Source organism: Marseilla massiliensis, from assembly GCF_023336985.1.
Classification (GTDB): domain Bacteria; phylum Bacteroidota; class Bacteroidia; order Bacteroidales; family Bacteroidaceae; genus Prevotella; species Prevotella intestinigallinarum.
On sequence record NZ_JAMBLP010000020.1, the window covers coordinates 1 to 22,656 of the forward strand.

Consider the following 22,656-nt stretch of genomic DNA (forward strand, 5'->3'; position numbering starts at 1 on the left):
ATAATAGGCGGCGCTTGTCGCAGCACGGCCTGAAAGCCCTGACGCCCCGAGGGCCGTTTAGGCCGCACAGGCATGCCGGCATAGCAACATGGCGCCCCAGCATGCCAGGACAACAGGCAGAGGCATTGGCAGAAAAATGTTTACCCTAACCCCAGCCCTACCGATACCGCAGCGCAAAACGGCACGAAACGCACCACAATACGGGCCGTTCGGCCGTGAAAAACGGCCCGTATCGCAAAGGGCAACGGGCAACGCCGCAACAGCCTGTGGGCCACGACGTTGCGGCGCCACACCGAAACGGACATGCCGAGAAATAATGTTTACACCTCGAACGTTAGTTTTTTCAACCCATAACCATTAAAATTTACCGATAAAAATGCTATTTTTGTGGAATAACAATATCAATATTCCACCATAGCCACGCAAGTGCGCCACCACCGGCCGGCTTGTGGCAAAAGCATGGCAAACGAACTGACGAAACAAAATCACCCTATTAACCACAAAGAATCATGAGAGCCATCGACTTTTACAAGCCTCGCGCTGTCACCGCAACAGCCACAGACGGCCACGCCACAGCAGGACGGAGCCACCGGCAACACAAGGACGGCCTCTACGGCACAGGCGGGCTACCGGCCATCCACACGCCAACAATTGCGTGAGGCACGCCAACCATAACATAATAACGACTAAAAACAACAGCAACATGAAAGGAAAACGAAACACAGCGGCAAGGCTGGCAGCGGCAATGACGATTGCCCTGGCGGCCACGGCATGCAGCAATGACGGCAATGCCCCCGCGCTCACCGACCCGCAGGAGATGTGCAACCCCAAACTTGTAGGCTATTCACAGCAAGTGACCGTGAACGGCACCGACACCTACAGTTGCATGGTGGAGTTTGCGAAGAATGCAGACGACACCACGAAGATGGACATGAAGATAGTTGGCATAAGCCCCGACAAGACGGAGTGGAACGCCACCGTGACTACCGTTCCGGCCGAGGGCTGCGTGAGGTTCGCGGGAACCGACAGCACAGACAACTACCGCCTCAGCGTGGAAGGCACATGGACGCCTCCGGCCAACGGCGAGACGTATGCCACGGTGAGGGCAGCCTGCAGGATAGAGAGGCGCGGCAGCTTCCCGGCACTGGGCCGCAAGCTCACGTTCCCGTTCACCGACGGATGGGCCAACACCTACGTCAGCGGGATGGACGAGGTGGAATATGAGGGTCAGAAGTACAGCGCAAGCATGGCCGTAGACAGTGCCATGACTTACATAGCGCGCCAACTGGCACGCGACTACGAGGCCCTGGAACTGTGCTTCAACCAAGACGGCACGCTCACGGTGGGGCTGAGGGGGCACGGCGCTCTCCAGGCCGAACCGTGGATGACGTTCAAGTACTGGCTCGACGGCAACACAGTGACAGTAGAGATAGACGACGAACAGGCAGCGAAAGTGGAAAACGACTGGTTTGGCGAGATGGACGCCCTGTGGTGGGAGCCCTTGTTTGCCGGCAGCTACGGGCGCAACACCCTCGTGCTGAAGTTCAACCAGCAGCGCGACTATATGTCGATGCTGCTATGCGGCCACGACTTCTCGGCCGCCATGCGCATGTACTCAAAGGGCAACGGCACACGGATGGCCGACCCACGGGGCAGCAAGTGGGTGAAAATAGCGGCCAGGGCCATGAACGACGACTGGATTGTTACATGCAAATCTGAGCCATTGGCCAATTGAGTTTGCCATCAGCCGCCGCACCAAAGGCCGCAATGGGGTTTGCGGCCCAGGCCCGGGCTACAGCCTACATTCACGTCAACGCCATCCGACGGGCTTGGGATGCAACGGCCCGGATGCAACAGAGACGGCCCGCCACAGCGTGTGTGGCGGGCCGTCTTGCCTGTCAGGCCGGGCTGAGAAGCTGTCTGTTTACATTTTTAAGTAGTTGTTGTCGGCGCCGCCCCGGGTGGCCCTGCAGCCATGGCCGCACGCCCGCCTTGCGGCAAACCGGCCGTGCACCCGGCCAGGCAGCCAATCCGGCCTCGAATTCCGGCCCCGGCAGGCAGCGGAATGTATAGCAACAGCCTCCGAAAGCCAATGGCTCAATATCCCGGGTTCTGCATTTTCTCCTTCTCTTCCTTGCTCAGCGAAGCCCCGCCCGCATTGGTTATGCCGTCGAGGAACGACTGCGGTATGGGACGGTAATAGTGCTTGGCAGGGTCGAACTTGCCTATTCCGCGCTGCGAGCCGTCGTTGAACGCATTCCAGCGAGCCTCGAGCGTCTTGGTGCGGGCCAGGTCTTCCCAACGCTGGCTCTCGCCGATGAGCTCGCGGGTGCGCTCGTTGAGCAGGAAGCACATCATCTTCTCTGCGTCGGTGTTGCACTTCAGGGCCTCGTATATGGGCTTGTCGGCCTCGGAGTTCAATATGTCGGCCACGCTGCCCAGGTGCATCCGGCCCTTTGTCGAGGCTGTGGTCACAGGCATGTTGTTAGACTCGAAGTAGGTGTTCTCGTCGGTATAGATGGCACCCTCGGCCGAGAATCCGCCGCCTTTGTTGGCACAAACGGGGTTTTTCTTGTATGCCTGGCCTCCGTCACGGCTCACCGAGCGGTCTTCACCCTCGGCATATCCGGCGCGGTCGCGCACCATGTTGAGATATACTATGGCCTTGTCGTAATCGCCCTTGCGTATGTATGCCTCGGCCACCATCAGCACGTCGTCGGCCGAACGGGCAATGATGGCGTCGCGGGTTCCAAACTGCGAGGCAACAGAGTTGCGCGCGCCGTCGCGGAACTTAGACAGTGCCACGCCGCGGTTGTGGGGATAGATGGTGTAGTAGTTGCCCGAGTGGGTGGTGTTGTCACGGGCCGTGTTCCACTGGAAAGGCTGGCCCGCATAGTAGCGCACAAACGTGTGCTCGGGGCAAACCTTGCCGTCTTTGAGCACGTAATCCTCCGACTTGGTCTCACGTCCGTCCTTGTCGTGACCCGGAGTGAAGCGCGGGTCGCCCGGATTGTTTACTATATACTTGAGCCCTATCTGCCCTCCGACAAACCGATGCTCGCCGGCCTTGGCTTCGGCAGGATACTCGCCGGGGTTCCTGGCCATGGCATCGGCATCCCACTTAGGGGCGCCGTTGGTGTAGTTGCAGCCGTACTTGGTGACAAACGACTTCCAGAAACGAGAGTCGTTGACGCGGTCGAACACCTGCATGGCATACTCGGTGGCACTGACATAGCTGAACTCGCGGTCGCCGGAGATGTCGCGCTTCATGCCGGCCAGGTTCTGGTAAACCGACGGGAAGCACAGGTGCATCTGGTTGCCGAAGCGCCCCCAGGAGTCGCTGTTGTCCGAGAACTGGGCCGCCAAGACCACTTCGGCCACCTTCTCGTTGGCCCCGTCGGGCTCGGTGTAATCCCAAAGCTCCTGGAAGTTGGCGCACAACGGGTGGGCCTTTATCACCTCGTCGCCATACCTTATGACCGCTGCCAGGTCGGCATCTTTATAGGGGGCGTTCCAAGAGTCGTGCAGCTCGGAAGCGCGGAACAGGTGGGCCTTGGCCAGGAAGTGGGCCGCAGCCGACTTGGTGAGCCGGCCCAGCTGGTTGTCCTCGGGCTTTTCGGGCAGCAAGCTGTACGCCCGCTCAAAGTCGGATATTATCTGTGCGAAGCATTCCTCCTCGGTGTTGCGCGTGTAGGTGTAGTTTATCTTGCCGTTGCTCGGCTCGAGCTTGAGCGGAACGCCGCCAAACTGCTTTACCAACTCAAAGTAGGCGTAGGCCCGGAAGAAGTAGCCCTCGCCCAGGCGCCAGCCATACTTGTCGCTGCCCTTGCTGTAGTAGCGCTCCACGTTCTGTATCAATATGTTGGCAGGCTCTATGGTTCCGTACATGTTGTCCCACAAAGGCTGGTTCGACGACGTCTCTCCCGAGTTCAGGTCTGAGCCATAGTGGTTCCATGCGGCCATGTCGTTGTTGCCGCCCGTGAACTCGTCGATGCCCATGTTGTACATGTTGTAGCCCCAGACATAGTTGAACTTGAACTTCAGCTTCTGGTATGTGCCCGTGGCCAAGTCGTTGAGCCCCGCCTCGGTATTGAAGTATGCGGTGCCCTTTTCCGTTATCAACTCCTCGTCGAGGAACGATTCGCTGCACGACGTCACGGCTGTTCCCAATGTCGCCCCCACAAGGATGGACGCGAAGAATATCTTGTTTGTTTTCATTATGAATCTTCTTTTTTAGAATCCGATGTTTAATCCGATGACCCAACTCCTTATCGTTGTGCCCGACCCATAGGTCGTTGTGTTGTTGTCATAGCTCATGAGGTCGGTGTCGAGCCACTTGCATTTCTTGTAGATGGTGAAGGGGTTCATGGCCTGAACGTACACCTTGAGGTTGCTCATGCCGATCTTTCCCGCGATGGCCTTGGGGAAGGTGTAGCCCAGCGAGATGTTGCGCATCTTGATGTACGAGCCGTCTTGGTAGTTCATCGAGCTCGAGTAGGCATCGGCCGACTGCCCGTTTGAGCCGGGCGAATAGTACTCTGCATCCTCATTGGCGCCCTTTACCCAGTAGTCAAGGTCGCGCATGGCATACATGCCGCCCAGGGTTTCGGCTCCCTTGGGCACTGTAAACTTCCACCGGGCGTATATGAAGAACGACAGTTCAAAGCTCTTGTAGCTCAACGTGTTGTGCCATCCGCCCGACCACCGTGGCCTTACCTTGCCAACAATCTCCCTGTCGTTGGCGTCAATCTTGCCGTTGTTGTCGGTGTCTTTCACCTTTATCTGGCCGGGCTTGCGTCCGTACTTGGCCGCCTCTTCGGCCTCCGACGACTTCCAGATGCCGTCGTAGACGTAGTCATAGTACACGCCTATCTCCTCGCCGACAAATAGACGGTCGTTCACATTTTCCTCGACGCCGTTGTTAAGCTTGTCTACCCGGTTGCGGTCGATGGTCCATGTGAGGCTGGTAGTCCACGTAAAGTCTTTCGTCTTCACCGGTATGGCGTTCAGCTGCAGGTCGACGCCCCAGCCGGATGTCTCGCCCACGTTGGCGAAAGTGCTGACATAACCCGACAGCGACGGTATGGTCGTGGCCAGTATCAGGTCGGTGGTCTTGTTGTGGTAGTAGTCTACGGTACCGCTGATGCGGTTGCCTATGAACCCGAAGTCGAGCCCTACGTTCCACTGCCGTGTCTTTTCCCAGCCGAGGTCGAGGTTGGCCATCTTGTTTGGGTTCTTTGCCGATGCGTCGGAAGGCAGGTATCCCACCGACGTCGACTCGCCCCAGGTGTACACGTTTGACTGCACGGCGCCCTGCGTGGCGTATGCCGACACGGCATAGTTGCCCGAAACGCCATAGCCCAGGCGCAGCTTCAGGTTGCTCACCCACTCGGCCTTCTGCATGAAACGCTCTTCGGTGACGCGCCATCCGAGTGCCACCGACGGGAACGACGCCCACTTGTGGCCGGGGGCCAGCTGCGATGCGCCGTCGGAGCGCACACTGGCGGTCAGCATATACTTGTCGGCATAGGTGTAGTTGATGCGCGCCATGTATGAAGCCAGCTGCGTCTCGGTAAGCCCGGTGGTATACTGCAGCGGCTTGCTCAGCGAGCTCGTGTTCCACCAAAGCTCGTCGGCACTGGCCACGTAGGCCTTGATGTTGCCGTTCTCATAGTGGTACTTGGAAGCGCTCTGCAACAGGGTTATGCCTATGCGGTGGTTGTCGGCAACGGTCTTGTTGTAATAAATGAGGTTGTCGAGCGTCCAGGCCACCTTGTTCGAGGGATTATACTGAGCCACGTTGTTGCCGTCGCCGTTGATGCCCTCGGCCGCGTTGGCAATGCCCAGACGGTAGTATTGGAACTCGGGGCCGAACTGCAGGCGGTATGACAGTCCGTCGAGCGGCGCCCACACCTTTCCGAAGTCCACCTGCGCATAGGCGCTGCCATTGATGCGGAAGTCGTTGCGCTTGTTGGTGTTGTACCTCAACTCGTCGATGGGGTTGATGATGTTTACGTTGTACGACCACGGGTTGCGTATGTATTTCCCGTCGGAATCGTATGGCACCGTCCATGGAATCATGCCGTTCAACGCCGAATAGTAATCGCCGGCACCTGTCACCGACTTGCTGTAGTTGTAGCCGTAGTCCTGCACGCCGTACGAAGCGTTCATGGTGAAGCCCAGGCGCAACGGATCGACAGGGTTGGCCTCGAACGACGTGTTGAGCGTGTAGCGCTGGTATTTCTGCCCCGGCTGCACCCCCTTCTGGCCCAGGTAGCCGAAAGAGCCATACCCCTTGAACTTGTCGGTGCCGCCCGATGCGCTCAGCGTGTGCTCGTTGGTGACGCCCGTCTGCTTGCCGTGCGAAGTCCAATCGTACGAGCCCACCAGCTCGGGATGGTACTTGCCGTCTACCCATGCCTTATCGATGTTGGCCCAGCTTGCCGGCTCTCCGCCAAACAGTTTCTGGTCGCTGGCATAGTCGGGGGCAAACTCCGAGTTGGGGTCGCCGTAGCCGCCATAGTTGTAGGCCGCACGGCGGGCATAGTCCAACCACTGGCGGGCGTCCATCATCCTGGTCACGTCGTGCAGCGTAGATATGGTCACGGCACCCGAATAGTTGAGTGTCACCTCGCCGGCCTTGCCCTTCTTGGTGGTGACAAGCACCACGCCATTGGCTCCGCGGGCACCATATATGGCCGTGGCCGAGGCGTCTTTGAGCACCTCGATGCTCTCGATGTCCTGGGGGTTGATGTTTTCAATGCCGCCGTTTTGTATGATCATGCCGTCGACCACATACAGCGGGGCGCTGCTTGCTCCGATGGAACGCTGGCCGCGGATGGTGATGCGGCCCACCGTGCCGGGGCGTTGCGAGTTGGTGATGTCCACGCCGGCCGTCTTGCCCTGCATGCCCTCAAGGGCGTCTTTCACCGGCATGGCCGTCAGCGACTTGGAGTCCAGGTGCACCAGGGCGCCCGTGACGTCGCTCTTGCGCTGCACTCCGTAGCCCACAACGACCACCTCGTCGAGGGCCTTGTTGTCTTCCTGAAGCGTCACCCTGATGTCTGTCTTGCCCGCTGTGCTCACCCTCTGAGAAATGTAACCGACGTAGGACACTTCGATAACGGCGTCCTTGGCCACACGCGACAGGGTGAATCCGCCGTTGAGGTCGGTGACCGCGCCGTTTGCCGTGCCCACAACCTTTACCGTGGCGCCTATCACCGGCTCGCCGGAATTGTCGACCACAAAACCTTTCACAGTCCTTACTTGCTCCGCTATTGCTGTGGCAGCGCCAACCTGGCCCATCCCCAAGGGTGGGAAAGCTAAGGCTGAACATAACAAAACGGCAGGCAGGGCAGTGTGTTTTGAAAACAAATCTTTACCCATTTTTAGTTCGTTTTAAGTTAATTTACTATTGGCGTTAATTGGTTTTTGCTTGAATTGCTCTTGCAAAGTTATGCCTTTTAAATGTGGCATACACTAAATTATTTGACGTCTGTCTGCATTATTTGTCCAATAATACACAAAACAGGAGTTTTGGTAGATATTATTTCTGAATATGAACTACCGAAACAGTATTTAAAAACTGCCACATTATTTAACCCAAACCGTATATATGAACTTAAGCCAACGCCTTGCCGACTGCCGCGCACATGGGTCTGCCTGCTTGCGCAGAGCCCACGGGCCACCATTGGCCATGCCGCAAAGGCAGATGGCGGCCAAGGAAATCGGATGTTGTGGGGGCCGGGCTGACGCCAGGGGGCAAACGGGGCGGTGGGCTAAGGCAGCCGGGGTGAGAGCCGTGGGGAAACCTTGGCATGCGCGCCACAGCCACGGCCCATGGCTGCCACGGCGGCACTGCAAGCCGCGGCGGCCATGGGCCACGGCTGCGAATTTACATTACATTTTATAAAAAAGGTCGTATTGTCGGCCGAAACGGGCCGTGCTGCAACCCAAGACGGGCCGTTCCACAACGTGAAACCGGCCGTATTGCACGGCAAAAGCCGCCCTGTCCGGATGGCACACTGCAAACCAGGCAGTTGGCCAACGGGCGGGACGGCTTTCGGAAGGTAAAAAACATTTTACAGCCACGGGCGCGGCCACGGCCGGGCCGCCCCGCAGCTGTGGGTCAGAGCGGAGCGCACGCGCTGGCCAGCCAGCTGCACTCGTCGGCGGTGAGCAACGGCGAGAGGCGCTCGTAGACCGTGGCGTGGTAGCCGTCGAGCCATTCGCGCTCGCCGGCGGTGAGCATTTCGGCCACTATGGGCTCGCGGTCGATGGGGCACAGCGTCAGCGGCTCGAAGGCCAGGAAGCGGCCACACTCGGTCTCGGCATGGGGAACGATGAGCAGTGTGTTCTCAGTGCGCACGCCGAAACGCCCTGCGAGGTATATTCCGGGCTCGTCGGTCACGGTCATGCCCGCACGCAACGGGGCCGGCTTCCACTCCATGCGTATCTGGTGGGGCCCCTCGTGCACGTTGAGGTACGAGCCCACTCCGTGGCCCGTGCCATGCAGGTAGTTGAGGCCCTCGCGCCATAGCGGCTCGCGGGCTATGGCGTCTATCTGCGTGCCCGAAGCCCCGTCGGGGAAGACGGCGCGCTCGAGGGCTATGTGGGCCTTGAGCACAAGGGTGTAGACGCGGCGCTGCTCTTCGGTTAGCGGGCCGAGGGCGATGGTGCGGGTGATGTCGGTGGTGCCGTCGAGATACTGAGCGCCGCTGTCTACGAGCAGCAGCCCTTCGGGGCGCAAGGGGGCATCTGTGGCCGGTGTGGGCTCGTAGTGCACTATGGCACCGTGGTCGGCGTAGGCCGAAATGGTGTCAAACGACGGCCCGCGGTACAGCTGCTGCCCGGCGCGCAAGGCCTCAAGGCGGGCGGCGGCGCTCATCTCGGTCTGGCCGCCGGCCTCGACAGCCGGGCGCAGCCAGCGCAGGAAGCGCACCATGGCCACGCCGTCGCGAAGCATGGCACGGCGGAAGCCCTCGATCTCGGCGCCGGTCTTCACGGCCTTCATGGCTGCCACGGGCGACGGCAGCCCAACCACCTCGACCCCGCGCACGGCGTTGAACAGCGTGTGGCAAGTGGCGGCGGGGTCCATGAGCAGGCTGTACTCGCCGTAGGCCCTCAAGGCCCGGGCCACGTCGGCATACGGGGCAACGCCCACACCGACAGAGGCAAGGTAGGCGGAAACCTCGGGCGAGAGTTTGGCCTGGTCGACGAAGAGCGTCGTGCGGTCGCCCTCCATCAGCAGGTAAGCCACGAAGACGGGGTTGCAGTGAACGTCGGTGCCGCGCAGGTTGAGCGTCCATGCAATGTCGTCGAGCGACGACATGAGCATGCCGCAGGCGTGGTCGGCGCGCAGGGCCGCGCGCAGCCTCGACAGCTTAGACACGGCCGTCTCGCCGGCCAGGCTTTCGGGGTAGATCTCAACGGCACCGCGGGGCAACGGCGGGCGCGAAGTCCACACCGGCGCCAGGGCGTCGAAGTTGGTGCGCAGGGTGATGCCGCCCCGGCTGCGGAGCTCGGCGGCAAGGGCATCGACCATGGAGGCAGGCGCAGCCATGCCGTCGATGCCGGCCGCCGTGCCACCGCTCACGGCAAGCTGACGGGCAATCCACTCGGCAACGCCGGGAGTGCCGTCGACACGCTCGCGCATGAGCACATAGCCGGTGCCGCGAAGGGCCTCCTCGGCAGCTATGAAGTAACGCGAGTCGGTCCACAGGGCGGCAGCGTCCAATGTCACCACCGCCGTACCGGCCGAACCGCCAAAGCCACTCACCCACTCGCGGCACTTCCAGTGGTCGGGCACGTACTCGCCGCAATGAGGGTCGGTGCTGGGAAAGATGAAGGCGTCGAGCCGCTCGCGCCTCATCACCTCCCGCAACTCAGTCAATCTGTTTTCAATGTTATCATCCATCGCGTGAAATTGTAAATTAGACTTTACAAAGGTATTACTTTTCAGAATTAATAACAAATTAAAGCCCATATAAACACACAGCATACACTTTTTTTTCTTAACTTTGCGCTGAATTTGAGTGACCAGGAACGTTTAATCATTATATAATAAAGATTATGGCATTTTTAACTAACGAAAAACTGACAATCGTAGGCGCAGCCGGCATGATCGGCTCAAACATGGTTCAGACAGCCCTCACCATGGGCCTGACAAGTGACATCTGTCTTTACGATGTGTTCTCACCGGAAGGCGTTGCCGAGGAAATGCGCCAGAGCGGGTTCGGCGATGTGAAGATCACAGCCACCACCGACCCCGAGGAAGCATTCACCAATGCCAAGTACATCATATCATCCGGCGGAGCTCCACGCAAGGCCGGCATGACCCGCGAAGACCTCTTGAAAGGCAACTGCGAGATAGCCGAGGGTCTTGGCAAGAACATCAAGCAGTATTGCCCCGACGTTAAGCACGTGGTCATCATCTTCAACCCGGCCGACCTCACCGGACTCGTTACACTGCTGTACTCCGGCCTGAAACCATCGCAGGTGACAACGCTGGCCGCCCTCGACTCAACACGCTTGCAGAGCGCCCTGGCAAAGAAGTTCAACGTGATGCAGAGCGAGGTTAAGGGATGCGCCACCTACGGAGGCCACGGCGAGCAGATGGCTGTGTTCGGTTCACACGTGACCATCGACGGCCGCAAGCTGACCGACATCATCGGCACCGACGAGTTCCCCGAGGCTGAGTGGGAGCAGATGAAGAAAGACGTTACACAGGGCGGTGCCAAGATCATCGAGCTCCGCGGACGCTCTTCATTCCAGAGCCCTGCCTACCTGTCGGTAGAGATGATACGTGCCGTCATGGGCGGCGAGCCGTTCAAGTACCCTGTTGGCACATACGTAAGCAACGACAAGTACAACCACATCATGATGGCCATGGCCACCACGCTCGACACCACCGGTGCACACTATGAGGTTCCGCAGGGCACTGCCGAGGAGAACGCCAAGCTTGACGCAAGCTACGAGCACCTCTGCAAGATGCGCGACGAGCTGGTTACACTGAAAATCGTTCCGGCCATCTCGGAGTGGAGCAAGGTTAACCCCAACCTGTAATCAACATCCAGCAAGATAAAACAACTAAAAAATGGCGCAGGCATCACATTGCCCGCGCCATTTTTTTGCCAACCGGCGCCGCCCAAGTGCCCTAAGCCTCCTAGGCTTCCTAGGCTTCCTAAAAATCCTAAGCTTCCTAAGCCTCCCATCCTCCCTAGTCTTCCTAAAATTCCCTCTTCACTTCCTCCCTTTTCGGCTCTGCAGCCTCACACGCGTCATCTCCTCCCTTATGCCACCCCGCTCAACGAAGTCGCATTTCAGCCTCTCTATCAAACCGCGCAGCAACACATCAGCCTGATAAATCAGCGTAATAGCAATGTTAGCGATGGCAGTATCGGTGCGCACAGCAATAGCCTTGCGATAAAAAGCGGACTCATTGTGAGCCATGCAAGCCCTCCGGCATTGCTCATATTTATCCGAGCCAGGCAACCATAACTCAAGGTTGCGAACCCGCAGATAGTCCTTGTAGTCAAGTAGCAACTCCTGCAGACTGGCACGGGCCACATTCACAAGCTTAATGGCAGTCTCGCACGACGTCGCGCCGGCCTCAACGCCCTCAGCAATATTCTGCTTACCGCTGCGTGCAGCCTGCACCATCTGGTCGACAGTACGGTCACCCCGGCCAAGAAAGCGATGTGCAAAATAGTAAGTGACATCATATATACACTCACTCTTCTGATACGCCTTCAACCGGTCATAGTTTTGTGTCAGCGGAATAAAGTCACGCTTCGGGTCAATCATAGGCTTGTCATTTATCGGTAGGTATTTTAGTAATATTCGCGCACAGAAGACATCGAGATGCGCAAAGCGCCTTATAGCACAGAGGAAACATCCGGCCATATCAAGGAGCAAGCAACCCAACGCCCACTCAGCCGCCCCTCTCTCGCTCACAGGAGCCAAGGTAACGGGCGCCTCGCGCTTCCAAACAGTAGTCCTAAGCTTCCTAGGATTCCTAGGATTCCTAAGCTTCCTAAGCTTCCTAAAAGCCCCAGGCCTCCTAAGCTTCCTAAGAGCCCTAAGCCTCCTAAGTTTCCTAAAAGCCCCAGGCTTCCCAGGCCTCCTAAGCCTCCTACTCTACAGCTTCACCATAAACCGCTCGCGGTCGACAATAAAGCGCAGGTGAGTTCCCTCGCCAATCACCTTGTCGCCCTGAAGAGCTATGACATTAAAGTAAAGCTTGCGGCCGTCAATCTTCTCGAGAGTGGCGCGAGCCCTCACCTCAGCCCCGACAGGCGACGGCGCAAGGTGTGAAGACGAAATCTGCCCGCCAACAGTAGTGCTACCCTCGGGCAACTCTGCTGCCACGGCAAGCATGGCAGCATTTTCCATCAATGCAAGCATGGCGGGTGTAGCTAATACCGGCATGTCGCCCGAACCAAGGGCGATGGCAGTGTTGGCGTCGCTGACGACCACACTGCTTGTGTGTGAAAGTCCTGTCTCTAACATAAGATAATATTCTAAGCAAACCCAAAATTAATAAATATCCCGAAAAGCGCAAAACAAAACGACACGCTTTTGAGGAAAATAAACTAATTTTGCAATATCAAACAAATAAACAACAACGCAAAAGAAATGGCACTGATAAAACCAATCAACGGACTGACACCCCATTGGGGTAAAGACTGCTACTTCAGCGAAAACGCCACCATCGTGGGCGAGGTGACCATGGGCGACGAGTGCTCCATCTGGTTTAACGCCGTGGTGCGTGGCGACGTGGCCCCCATAACCATCGGCCACCGCACCAACGTGCAGGACGGAGCCTGCATCCATGTGACCAACACCACAGGCCCAACGGTGATAGGCAACGATGTGACCATCGGCCACAACGCCACGGTGCATGCCTGCACCATCAACGACGGGGCCCTCATAGGCATGGGAGCCACACTGCTCGACGGATGCGAGGTGGGCCGCGGAGCCGTCGTGGCAGCCGGCGCCCTGGTTCTTCAGGGCACAAAGATAGGCGACCACGAACTGTGGGGCGGCGTACCGGCCAAGTTCATCAAGATGGCGCGCGAAGGACAGGCGGAAAGCTTCGCCCAACACTACGTGGAATACTCAAGGTGGTACCGCCCGGTGACGCCACAGCCCTGACAGGCTTGCGGCGCACACCGACAAGCACCGCCCATCACTTCAGGCCAAGCACTGTCCTGGCTGCATTGTTGTCGGGGTCTATCTCGAGAACCATCTCCCAGTAGACGCGGCCGCGGGCGCGCTGCTTGGCCACAAAGGTGTAGTAATAACCAAGGTAATGGCAGGCTGCCTTCATGCGCTCGTCGGCAAGGCTCGTGCGATCGGGCATAGCCTCGACAACGGCAATGAGACGTTGCGCATAAGGCACGCCAAGCCCCTTGGCCGACTCAGGGTCCTGGCCGTTGGCCAATGTAAGCTGGCGGTATAGGGCATAGTCGGCATTCGCAGGGAAACGCTCCGACATGACCGTCAGCACCGAGTCGGCACGGCGCCATGCCTCAGCGCGCCCCTCACCAGAAAGAGTGTCACCCTTCTCTATGTATATCTCAGCCAGCAGGTTAAGGTCGTAAGCAGAAAGCAGACTGTCTTTCTGACGCTTGTCTATGTAAGCCAAGCACGCAACCTCGGCCTTGTCGTAATCGCCAAGCTCCCTGTAGGCCTTCACAATCTCCTGCATGGCCGTGACCTTGTCTTTCTCTGTGGCATCGTCAAACGAAGCCACCTTGCCAAACATGTCTACAGCGTCGGCGTAACGCTGCTTGCCAAGGTAAGCATAACCGTAGTACAGATAGTCTTTCGACTGAATGTCGGCGGTGTCGGCATCATGAAACAGGAGACCGGCAAACTCCAGGGCCTCATCATATTTCTTCAAGTCGGTATAGTTCCAGAATGCCAGACGGTCAAGGGCCGCATTACCCGGAAACCGGCCATGGCCATAAAGGGCCACGCCAAGGCTGCTGTCGAAATTGCCCAACAGGTAATGGTAGATGGCATAACTCACAAGGTCGTCGACATCCATGCTGTCCCTGTCGGCCTTGTCGTAAAAGCCGATGGCGCGCCTCACGTCAGACCTCCGCTCGTAGGCCCGGGCAACAGCCAGCTCCACAGGGTAAGCGGGCAGGCAGTCGCGAATGGACGACATGGTCGAAACAGCCGCAGAAGAATCGGCATCGAGTGCCACGTCGAGGTAAGACAGGTAGCCGTCGGGCACAAACTTGTCGGCTGCGATGGCACGCCTGTACCAGTCGAGGGCTGCATCGCGGTTGCCCATGGTCAGCTGTATGTCGCCGCCGTGGATATATGCCGGCACATAAGAACGGTCGTTGGCTATGGCCAGGTTGATGTATTTATATGCGTTGGCACTGTCGCGCGTTACAAACGTGTAATACATCTGACCCTCAGGGCGCGAAAACGAATAATAAGCCTTCGCAATGCCGGTGATGACTTCGCTGTTGTTGTCAAACTTCTTGTATATCTTCTCTACGTACGGGTCAAGCACATTCTTATAATGAGAGTATTTGCGCACCACGCTGTCTAAGGCTGCCATGGCGGCCTCGGGGTCGCTCTGGGCCGACAAAGGCAACGAAGCCGCAAACACGACTGCAGCCAATGATAATCTGAAGAACTTAATAATCATAACGCTTTGGAACAAACACGGAACTAAAAATCATACTGCAAACCGAGGTTTAACGTCTCGAGATGCTTTGTGCCAAGGAAGTTGATGCCGGGCAAGTCAAACTTGCGCCACACATAAAGGGTCGGAGAAAGATAGACACTCCAATTGGGCGTGACATGGGCAGTGAGGCGCACGCCTACGTTGGCGCCAAACACAGTCTTGTTGTCAACAGGCTTTGCCAGCGCAGTGCTGTGGCCCTCGGGCAACGACTCTGACTGATGCAGCGAAGCCGACTCTCCCCAAAGCATAAACAACGAGGGGCCGGCATATGCCACGGCACTGAATACGCGCCCGGGCCTGTAGCCTCCCATAAGCTCGGTGAAATCGAGCGAATAGTCCAGCGACACTATGCCCATGCCATAGCGACGGCGCCATACGCCCGAACGCCACGTGCGACTGGAGTTGCCGGCGGCATCGGCAGGCGCATAATCGTAGAACCCTGTCTTGTGCAGTGTGGGCACCGACTCATAGTCAAACGATGCACGCACAGCCGACAAGCGGTCGATGCGGAACTCACCCCATAGCTGGGCGTTGAACCCCATGCCGGCGCCGTCGAGCGCCGAGCGCGTATATCTGAGGCTTGTCCCCATGCCGGCACCGACACTGAAGCGGCTGTCGAGCACCCCGCTGACACGGCGCGACTTAGGCAATCGGTTGGCCGTGGTCACGGTAAGGCCCATGTTAAGCGAGAACCCTGTGTCGGTACATCTCATGCTGCGCTCTGCGTCTGAATAAGGAATGTCGTACACATACCATGCACCACGCGGTTCCACAAAGAACTGAAGGCCGGGCGACAACTGTGCCCAGGCATGGGCGCCCAACGCCCACGAGCCGTAAAAACGGTTAAGGCGCTCGGATGGCTCGTAACGCAATACACGGCCAAGTTCTCCGCCGAACAGCACATAAAAGCCGAAACGGGAATCCCATGAGAACCGCTTGGAAAACCCAAGGGGATTGACAAGGGCATCGAGGCGGGCGCCACCGTAGAACTTGTGGTACAGTTCGTCGTACGACGCGGTGCCGCTCATCACCTCCGACTTTGACGACCGGGCCGAACGCAATGAAGCCGTAAGCCGTAGACCGAGCACCGGCGACAACCACTTGCCGACAGACACCGACGTCTCGTGACCCACAGAGACGCCTTCGTCACCCGACGCGTCCATGAAATGTGGCCCGGCCGACAGTTCCATGAACCACGGCTTTCGCCACGACGAAGGAGTAGAGTCGGGCTGCAGGGCACCGTCGCCGTGCAGCTCACGCGCCAGCTTGCGACGCAGTGACTCGGGTATGGTATTGCCAAGATAATAGACATAGCTTATGCCGGCGCCGTAGAAAAAGTCGTACTTACGCCAGTTGAGCGTCTCGCTGACATCCATCTGGTCGGTGCCAATGCCTACGTAAGGCTCGAATGTGACGAATGCCTGGGGCCCTGTGTAAAACTTAAACTGTATGCCGAAGTGACCTTCCAAAGACTTGCGCCAGCCCGGCTTGTAGCGCTGGCGTGACAACTGTGCGCCAAGGCCGATGACGGACGACACGTCGAGCGGGCGCGTCGGGGCATAGCCGTCAAAATAAGAAGACAAGCTGAAAAGGTAATCAAAGCGTCCGCCTCCCTTTGCCAACATGAGGTTGTTGCCCTGCTGGTAGCCTAAGTCGCCGTGTAGCATCAATCTCAATGTGTTCAGGCGGTCCAACCGCTTGCCCACTCCGAAATGCACCGACGCCAATGCGCCGAACCCATAGTCGTCGGTTGGCGGCACCATCTTCTCGACACCGATGCCTCCCTCAAGGAACACACGGCTGTACCATGGTGAGCTGAGCTCTGACCCACGGTCAAGGTAACGGCGTTCCATGACATAGTCGAGGGCATTGAAGCCTGTCCCCTTGCCACCGCGCCTCGATGCCACTGTGTCGGCGGCGGCGCCACTGCCGGCCACCGGCCCCGAAGCTTCGGAACCGACAGAGTCGGCCACGGTGCAGGGCAGCTTCCTTACGGCCGCAACGCCACAGCCATGGGCCGGCAAAAGCCCCGACACCGAGCCGGCCAACGCCATTGGGACAAAGCACGACCCAAATAGCATCACCACAGATACAGGAATATACATTAACTTCATCTTACTATTTTGTCTCCTCTGTTTGTTTGTCTTGAACGGCTGGCGCTTCAGCATCGCTGCCGGAAGAAGGCGCGCTGCCGAAGCCGGCTCCATTGCCGGCCGCCTTGCTGCGCGACGCTGCGTAAAGCATGTCGAACTTACGGCGGTAGGCGTCGGCCTTGTCGTCATCGTATGGATATTTCTCACGAATGTCGTCGCTAACGTTTCCCTCGTTGGCATAAAGGCTCTTGTACTTAGGCTCCAGGTCGAAGCTGTGCTGGAAATAAGCCAGGAAGAACGGCGTACGGTCGGTGCCGGCAGCCTCTTGCAACTTGGCATGCCTCTCAAGAGCCTCCGTGTATTTTACCGCTGCAGCGGGGTCGGTGTTCTGAAGTTTCATGAACTCTACATCGGAAAGTTCCCTGAATCCGTCGTCGGCTATTCCCACGGGAGGCTCCTTGCCGGCCTCTTCGCTCCAAAGCAATCCCTTCAGATACCACTTCTTTGCATTCGAATCGTCCATCTTGTCGACCAAGGCCTCTGCCTCCTGTCGGGTCTTGTTAAGCTGAGAATGGAGCTCCGAAAAGATGATGGCCCTGTTGTCTGCGCTCAACTGCATGACATAAGCATAAGCCTCATTGCACATCTTTTCCTCCTCGGGGGTGCACTGCCCCTGTATATACTTGATGAAATAACGCTCAAAGTGGATAAACTTTTCGAGCTTCGACGTTATTGAATCCTTGGGAGCCCAGTCTACAAGATACTGCGCAGTGTCGAGTTTCTGCTCCTGGAAATATATTATAGCCTGATTGATGAGCATCTCGCGCAAGTTCTTGCGCACAGCCACGCCACCCTCATATTTGCTTGCTGGCACACGCCTGTCGGTGTAATCTATGAACGGGGCCAGTATTCTCGGGTCGGGCACGCCTCGCCTCATGCTGAGCAAAGCCATCCTGTTGGCCACGTACGGTGCGAAACGCAGCTTGTCGTATCCGGGCTGGGCGGTGATCTGGCGGTAAGCCATCTCCGTTATTGTGTCGAGTTCGGCCTTGTCCTTGACCGTAGCAAAGAGATTGTAATAATCTCCGTCAGAGAACCGTTTCTTCCCTGCGATATAGTCGGGCTTGAAACTGTAATAAGCCTCGACAGCCTCGTCGGGAGTCATCACATGGTCGCGCTCGTATGAATAAGAGCACTTCATCATGCGCTGGCCCGCCAAGACGGGTTGAATGACAGAGGCGTAGAACGGCAAGTTGCGCAAAGCCAAGTTTACCCTGCGGCTGTCGGTCGTTGCGACAACGTTGCGAACCATCGACACAATGGCCGTGTCCGTGCCGTTGCCCTCGAGTTCGGCAACAACATCCTGCCACGTATACACCTTCACCGTCGGCGCCGGCAGCTGCACGTCGGCGCCCGGGCCGAGGCCGCTCTTTATTATGGACAATGCACGGGCTGCACGCTTGCCTGCCAGCGCCTTGTTGCTCTCATAGATGCCATCGGGCGAGGCAGACCCCTCGACACGCACACGGAACAGCTTGTCGCCATACGACTTGAGCTCGTCGATGAGCTTGCGGAACTCAACGTCATTCAGCGAATCGGTAGTGAGCCTGTCGGTGCCAACCTCAAAAGTAAGCATAAGGTTGCGTGGCACTGTGGTAAACTGCGACTCGGCCTCAACCTTGAAGTCAGTTATGTCGAGTGGCGCCGAAGCCACAGACAGGTCGAGGAACTTGAACGGGCGGAAAGCCAGGCACGACCCCGTGCCCTCGCCACAATTATTATAATACTCACGATGGAAATCCTCGAGCACACAGTAATAAGCCCCTTTGTAGGTCTTGTCCTTGTCGGGCTTCTTGAACGTCACTGTGGTGTCCATCGAGAATGGCTCGCCATCGGCCAGCACCACGGCATCCTTGTAAGCAAAGGCCAGCGGGTCTTTGCCATAATAGTCAAAGCGCATGCGCCTGTCCTGCATCTTGTGGTATTCGCCGCCCTCATACACCATGGGCTCCAAGTAAGCTATGGTGTCTTCCGTCTGGCAGTCAATGGCCATGGGCTGTATGATGAGGCGCGAGTCGTCTTTGGTCCATCCTTCAGGCAACACTACGTTGACGCTAAACTGTGTCTCATAGCCGGTGTCCATGCTCGGCACCTTCTTGAATGTGGGCTTTATTATCCTACGGCGCCCGTCGACAATGATGTCGCGCAAGGCGCGCCGCATGCGCACCACGATGTCGTACCGCGTCTTGCCCTCGACAATCTCAAACACCTCGGCCTCTTCCTCGTCGCAGAACACCACGACGGCCTGGCCTGCCATGACCGAGAGGTCGAACGAGCCATTGGGGCGCGAGTCTTTCCACGAGGCCCCGCTGGCAACGATGGCATTGTCTATCTCTGCGCCCGTGGCACCGATGGCGTTTACGGCAGCCACGGCCTCCACAAGGCTGTTCTTCACCTTTATCGCCCGCTTCAACGACTTGAACGTGGCATACCTTACCTGCGAGTATGTCTTGCCGTTGTTGGTCAACTTGGCCACTTGGCACGACACATGCATGGGTGCATCCTGTGCGGCCGCATTGCCGACGCCAATACACGACAGCACCATGGCGACAACGACAGCGTAGAATCTAAATACCTTTATCCCAAAAACCATGAAACTCATTTTAATATGTACACCACAGACACACCTATGCGCGTTGGCAGCAGGCAATAGCCGCTGGCGTTGGCCTGTGCCGTCCCGCCGTAGCTGTAGTCCTGGTCATAGTTGTCCGACTCAAAATACTCCTTCTGCCTGTAAGCCACCAATCCCACACCGGCGTGCAAATCGATGTTCACCCTGCTCGATAGTGGTATGACATAGCCAAACGTCAGGCCCAGGCCTACGGCATAACCGTCATACACCTTGCCCTTCCACGTGATGTCGTACTGGGTGCCCAATGCCCCGACGCCCACAAAATGGCGGTGCATGGGGCGCCCTGAGAAATAGTAACGCCACTCGGGCTGTATGCCGACAATCTTCATAGTCTTGCCCCAGGGGTTGTGGTTGCCAAAGAGGTTGAGACTGATGGAAGAGCGCTCGCACACCACCAGCTCGGCCCCTACGGACGGGGTCTGCAATGCATCCATCAACACATCTGTGCTCACAGCCACCATCTGCGCACGCGACGTGCTGCAGGCAAAAGCCATCAAGGCGGCAAAGACAAGTTTATTCATTTTTCTTTTTCAGTTATCTGTTTGTTATTTCCCGCCAGAGGGAACGCCGGCGGCCGGCATGATTTGCTCAGGCCTGGGGTGGTCACTGCGCCCGGGCCTCTACGATATCCATTATGCCGGCGCCGCTCCGGGCTTGCCTCGCGGCAGACAAGGTGTCGAGGCCCATGCCGACAACCAGTTTCACATTGTACGACTTGCCGGCCTCAAAGGCCCTGCCGCCGGGCAGCCCAACTTCTTGCGGGGCACCATGGTACACGTTGCCCTGCCTGTCTCTCAGCGTCACGGCCACCCGGTAGCGGTGCTGTCCGGCCCCAGCCGGGGGCACCGGAAGCATGATGCCCTGTCCAACGGCCATCTCGACAGGCTTGCCGTCGGCCACCTGCATGAAGTAATCGCCATGCTCAAGCGGCCTGTCGCCTGTGCCGAGCAGCAAGAAGTCTTCCATCGCCGCTTTGTCGGCCCAGTCAAAAGACACCTTGCCATCTTCATTGCCGTCGGCCATGTCGGCCACCGTCAGCCGTGCCTCGGCCGGCACCCCTATCACCTTGACACTGTCTATAGCCATGTCGCAAACGGCATCAAGCTGCCCGTCGGCGTCGGCCACGGGCTGGGCCGTAAACGTCAGGCGCATCAGCTTGTGCTCAAAATGCACCGATGGCACATTGCCCTCGTTGCCTGGCCGCCTGAAATAAATGGCGCTGAAAGCCTCCGGGTCACTGCCCACGGCCTTGCCGTATATCAAGTCTTCCTTGCCCGTAAGCCTGATGACTGCCACACGAGTGGAGTCGGTTGCCTCTACGTTGCAGGTGCGAGGATGGTATGCATAGAACGAATAGCTGTAAACGCCATCGTTCGGATAGAAATATGGGCCGTCGGCAAATGCCATGTCCGTATGCGTGGCGTCGGGCGAGCGCCTGGCGTTGGCGGCCACGTTATCCAGCAGCACCGTGCTGCCACCCCACCCGCCGTCGGTGGCCCATGCCAAGCCGCCGTCGGCCGACACACCGGGCAAGAAGCCGCTGGCCAAGGCAAACACTCCGATGCTGTCGGCCTCAAACAAGCCGTCGGCACCCGACTCTATGCTTGCGCGCGTCAGGCCCGCAGCGGCAAGGCTCACCGCTACGTCGCCCGGGCTGTGGCTGGTGCCTCCGCCTGCGGCCATGCCCTCATCGTTGCTGCACGATGAAAGCATGGCCACCACGGTCAGCGCCAGAGAGTAAAAACGTATGTTCATTTCAGTTGCAATGTTGTTTGTTGTAAGTGGGCCTGCAGGATAGCCGGTGGGGCACAGGCCCGGCCATCACCGTCACTCGCCCTGTGCGGCAAGAGACGCAGCACCGTCTATCGGGTCGAGGTAGATGTCTTCGCCCTCGGTCCATGGCGTCAGCGTTGCGTTGACGTTGACCTTCTCAAGGCCATACACCACAATCTTCACGTTATATGAGTTGCCGGCAAGGAAACCTGCTGCCGACGACGATGACGAAAGGCTTATCACATCCTTCACTATGAGCTCCTTGTCTTCCATCACAGGGCGGTCGCTGCCGTCTACCCCTGTCTGCACACGCTGCCTCAACGTGATCTTCACTTCATACGACCTGTCGGGAGCCACCAGCATGGCGTCGCCGGCCTGCACTTCGTTGCCGCTGTTGGATATCGAGTTCCACGTTGGCATCACCACGTCCATAGGCTCGAGGTCTACATTGTCGGAAGCTCCCTCGGGGCGCTGCATGAGCACCAGCGTATCGACCTCGCTGTCAAACTGCAACGAACCGGCCGATGTCCTGTCGCCGCCGGCCTTTGCTATGGTCAGGCTTCCTGCCGACTTCGACAGCACTTCTATCTTTGTCACCCTCACGCATGTCTCCTGGCCGGCGGCCTCGCCTGCCTTGACGCACGATGCCTCGTTGCCGCCAATGATCTGGAAGTTGAGGCGTGTCAGCAAGTGACGGAACAGCAGGTTGGGGTTGACCCCGCGGTGTGCCGAATAAGAAGAGTAATACCTGTCGGGATACGACGACAGCAATGCCAGCTCTTCGTCGGAGGGCACGGCCACTGCACTCATGATGTCTTGCGTGCCGTCTATCTTAACCCCGATGACAATGCTGTCGGGATTTGCCGGGTCGCTGCCCACGGCTGTGGGCACGGCCGGCGTACCCGTTGCATCGTCTATGCGGTAGGCGACGAAGTCAAACGAACCCGACGTAGGGTAATACTTCACCGACTGGTCGAAGGCAGTGGCAACGCCCGACTCGCCGGAGCCCGGCGCCCTGAAGTCGTAGTTTTCGTAAATGGCGGTATGCCCGTCAGACTCGGTGGCGGGCACCACCGTTCCCTTGTTGAACATATACAGCCTGAAGCTCTGCCCGGCCCAGTCGTTGTCGCCCTCGACGCCGCCGACCGTTCCCGTGCCGCGCGTGGCCACGGAACCGTGTGACGACACGCCAATCTTTATAGGCTCAAGGCCTGCCGAGTCGAGCGAACCTGATGTTTCAACATCATCTTGAGAGCAGCTGCACAACACTCCTGCAAAGGCGGCTGCAAATAAAATCGTTTTCTTCATAACGAGACTGTTTTAATAATTAAATAATATATTTATCATTACGAGTTGTCAATGGCTGGTCACCGTCAGACGGCAAAGCC

General features: G+C 58.0%; 14 protein-coding genes. 3 read left to right on the forward strand and 11 right to left on the reverse strand.

The genetic code is table 11. The annotated features are described in order from the left end of the window. The first annotated feature begins 703 nt into the window (after nucleotides 1-703). Nucleotides 704-1,735: a hypothetical protein gene (locus tag M3089_RS12240; protein WP_249084411.1), complete on the forward strand. Its 1,032-nt coding sequence runs from the start codon at nucleotides 704-706 to the stop codon at nucleotides 1,733-1,735. Between the two features lie 362 nt (nucleotides 1,736-2,097). Here the strand turns inward: M3089_RS12240 and M3089_RS12245 are convergent, their stop codons facing one another. The 3 genes from M3089_RS12245 to M3089_RS12255 form a co-directional block, all read right to left on the reverse strand. After that, complete coding sequence (locus M3089_RS12245; RefSeq protein WP_249084412.1) at nucleotides 2,098-4,218, reverse strand: RagB/SusD family nutrient uptake outer membrane protein; 2,121 nt, start codon at nucleotides 4,216-4,218, stop codon at nucleotides 2,098-2,100. Nucleotides 4,219-4,233: 15 nt separating this feature from the next. Next, a complete protein-coding gene (locus M3089_RS12250) occupies nucleotides 4,234-7,305 on the reverse strand; it encodes a SusC/RagA family TonB-linked outer membrane protein (protein WP_249084413.1) in 3,072 nt (1,023 codons plus the stop codon). Nucleotides 7,306-8,128: 823 nt separating this feature from the next. Next, nucleotides 8,129-9,916: an aminopeptidase P family protein gene (locus tag M3089_RS12255; protein ID WP_249084414.1), complete on the reverse strand. Its 1,788-nt coding sequence runs from the start codon at nucleotides 9,914-9,916 to the stop codon at nucleotides 8,129-8,131. Nucleotides 9,917-10,071: 155 nt separating this feature from the next. Between M3089_RS12255 and M3089_RS12260 the strand changes: the two genes are divergently transcribed. Further along, entirely contained in the window at nucleotides 10,072-11,064 is a 993-nt protein-coding gene (locus tag M3089_RS12260) for a malate dehydrogenase (protein ID WP_249084415.1), read from the forward strand. 177 nt (nucleotides 11,065-11,241) lie between these two features. Here the strand turns inward: M3089_RS12260 and M3089_RS12265 are convergent, their stop codons facing one another. Then, nucleotides 11,242-11,805 carry a four helix bundle suffix domain-containing protein gene (locus tag M3089_RS12265; protein ID WP_249084416.1) on the reverse strand — a complete coding sequence of 188 codons (564 nt, stop codon included), beginning with the start codon at nucleotides 11,803-11,805 and terminating at the stop codon, nucleotides 11,242-11,244. Between the two features lie 333 nt (nucleotides 11,806-12,138). After that, complete coding sequence (locus tag M3089_RS12270; protein WP_249084418.1) at nucleotides 12,139-12,510, reverse strand: thioesterase family protein; 372 nt, start codon at nucleotides 12,508-12,510, stop codon at nucleotides 12,139-12,141. 126 nt (nucleotides 12,511-12,636) lie between these two features. On the opposite strand from M3089_RS12270, the gene M3089_RS12275 reads away from it, so the two are divergent. Beyond that, nucleotides 12,637-13,155, forward strand: coding sequence for a gamma carbonic anhydrase family protein (locus M3089_RS12275; RefSeq protein WP_205111247.1), 519 nt, complete (start codon nucleotides 12,637-12,639; stop codon nucleotides 13,153-13,155). A 34-nt stretch (nucleotides 13,156-13,189) separates the two neighbouring features. On the opposite strand, the gene M3089_RS12280 is transcribed toward M3089_RS12275, so the two are convergent. The 6 genes from M3089_RS12280 to M3089_RS12305 all read right to left on the reverse strand — a co-directional run bounded on the left by M3089_RS12280 (nucleotide 13,190) and on the right by M3089_RS12305 (nucleotide 22,576). After that, on the reverse strand, nucleotides 13,190-14,671 hold the full coding sequence (locus M3089_RS12280; RefSeq protein ID WP_205111245.1) for a tetratricopeptide repeat protein: 1,482 nt from the start codon (nucleotides 14,669-14,671) through the stop codon (nucleotides 13,190-13,192). 23 nt (nucleotides 14,672-14,694) lie between these two features. Then, nucleotides 14,695-16,824, reverse strand: coding sequence for a hypothetical protein (locus tag M3089_RS12285; protein WP_249084420.1), 2,130 nt, complete (start codon nucleotides 16,822-16,824; stop codon nucleotides 14,695-14,697). 4 nt (nucleotides 16,825-16,828) lie between these two features. Next, nucleotides 16,829-19,456: an OmpA family protein gene (locus M3089_RS12290; protein ID WP_249084422.1), complete on the reverse strand. Its 2,628-nt coding sequence runs from the start codon at nucleotides 19,454-19,456 to the stop codon at nucleotides 16,829-16,831. A gap of 5 nt (nucleotides 19,457-19,461) precedes the next feature. After that, on the reverse strand, nucleotides 19,462-20,016 hold the full coding sequence (locus tag M3089_RS12295; RefSeq protein WP_249084423.1) for a DUF3575 domain-containing protein: 555 nt from the start codon (nucleotides 20,014-20,016) through the stop codon (nucleotides 19,462-19,464). A gap of 82 nt (nucleotides 20,017-20,098) precedes the next feature. After that, entirely contained in the window at nucleotides 20,099-21,250 is a 1,152-nt protein-coding gene (locus tag M3089_RS12300; RefSeq protein ID WP_249084424.1) for a fimbrillin family protein, read from the reverse strand. A gap of 72 nt (nucleotides 21,251-21,322) precedes the next feature. Then, nucleotides 21,323-22,576, reverse strand: a complete 1,254-nt coding sequence (locus M3089_RS12305; protein WP_205111237.1) for a fimbrillin family protein — start codon at nucleotides 22,574-22,576, stop codon at nucleotides 21,323-21,325. Nucleotides 22,577-22,656 lie beyond the last annotated feature (80 nt).

What these genes read in the sequence shown, in the direction of transcription:
- M3089_RS12245 (WP_249084412.1), bottom strand. Translation starts at nt 4,218, where the DNA reads ATGAAAACAAACAAGATATTCTTCGCGTCCATCCTTGTGGGGGCGACA.
- M3089_RS12290 (WP_249084422.1), bottom strand. Translation starts at nt 19,456, where the DNA reads ATGGTTTTTGGGATAAAGGTATTTAGATTCTACGCTGTCGTTGTCGCC.
- M3089_RS12240 (WP_249084411.1), top strand. Translation starts at nt 704, where the DNA reads ATGAAAGGAAAACGAAACACAGCGGCAAGGCTGGCAGCGGCAATGACG.
- M3089_RS12285 (WP_249084420.1), bottom strand. Translation starts at nt 16,824, where the DNA reads ATGAAGTTAATGTATATTCCTGTATCTGTGGTGATGCTATTTGGGTCG.
- M3089_RS12280 (WP_205111245.1), bottom strand. Translation starts at nt 14,671, where the DNA reads ATGATTATTAAGTTCTTCAGATTATCATTGGCTGCAGTCGTGTTTGCG.
- M3089_RS12300 (WP_249084424.1), bottom strand. Translation starts at nt 21,250, where the DNA reads ATGAACATACGTTTTTACTCTCTGGCGCTGACCGTGGTGGCCATGCTT.
- M3089_RS12260 (WP_249084415.1), top strand. Translation starts at nt 10,072, where the DNA reads ATGGCATTTTTAACTAACGAAAAACTGACAATCGTAGGCGCAGCCGGC.
- M3089_RS12275 (WP_205111247.1), top strand. Translation starts at nt 12,637, where the DNA reads ATGGCACTGATAAAACCAATCAACGGACTGACACCCCATTGGGGTAAA.
- M3089_RS12270 (WP_249084418.1), bottom strand. Translation starts at nt 12,510, where the DNA reads ATGTTAGAGACAGGACTTTCACACACAAGCAGTGTGGTCGTCAGCGAC.
- M3089_RS12265 (WP_249084416.1), bottom strand. Translation starts at nt 11,805, where the DNA reads ATGATTGACCCGAAGCGTGACTTTATTCCGCTGACACAAAACTATGAC.
- M3089_RS12295 (WP_249084423.1), bottom strand. Translation starts at nt 20,016, where the DNA reads ATGAATAAACTTGTCTTTGCCGCCTTGATGGCTTTTGCCTGCAGCACG.
- M3089_RS12255 (WP_249084414.1), bottom strand. Translation starts at nt 9,916, where the DNA reads ATGGATGATAACATTGAAAACAGATTGACTGAGTTGCGGGAGGTGATG.
- M3089_RS12250 (WP_249084413.1), bottom strand. Translation starts at nt 7,305, where the DNA reads ATGGGCCAGGTTGGCGCTGCCACAGCAATAGCGGAGCAAGTAAGGACT.
- M3089_RS12305 (WP_205111237.1), bottom strand. Translation starts at nt 22,576, where the DNA reads ATGAAGAAAACGATTTTATTTGCAGCCGCCTTTGCAGGAGTGTTGTGC.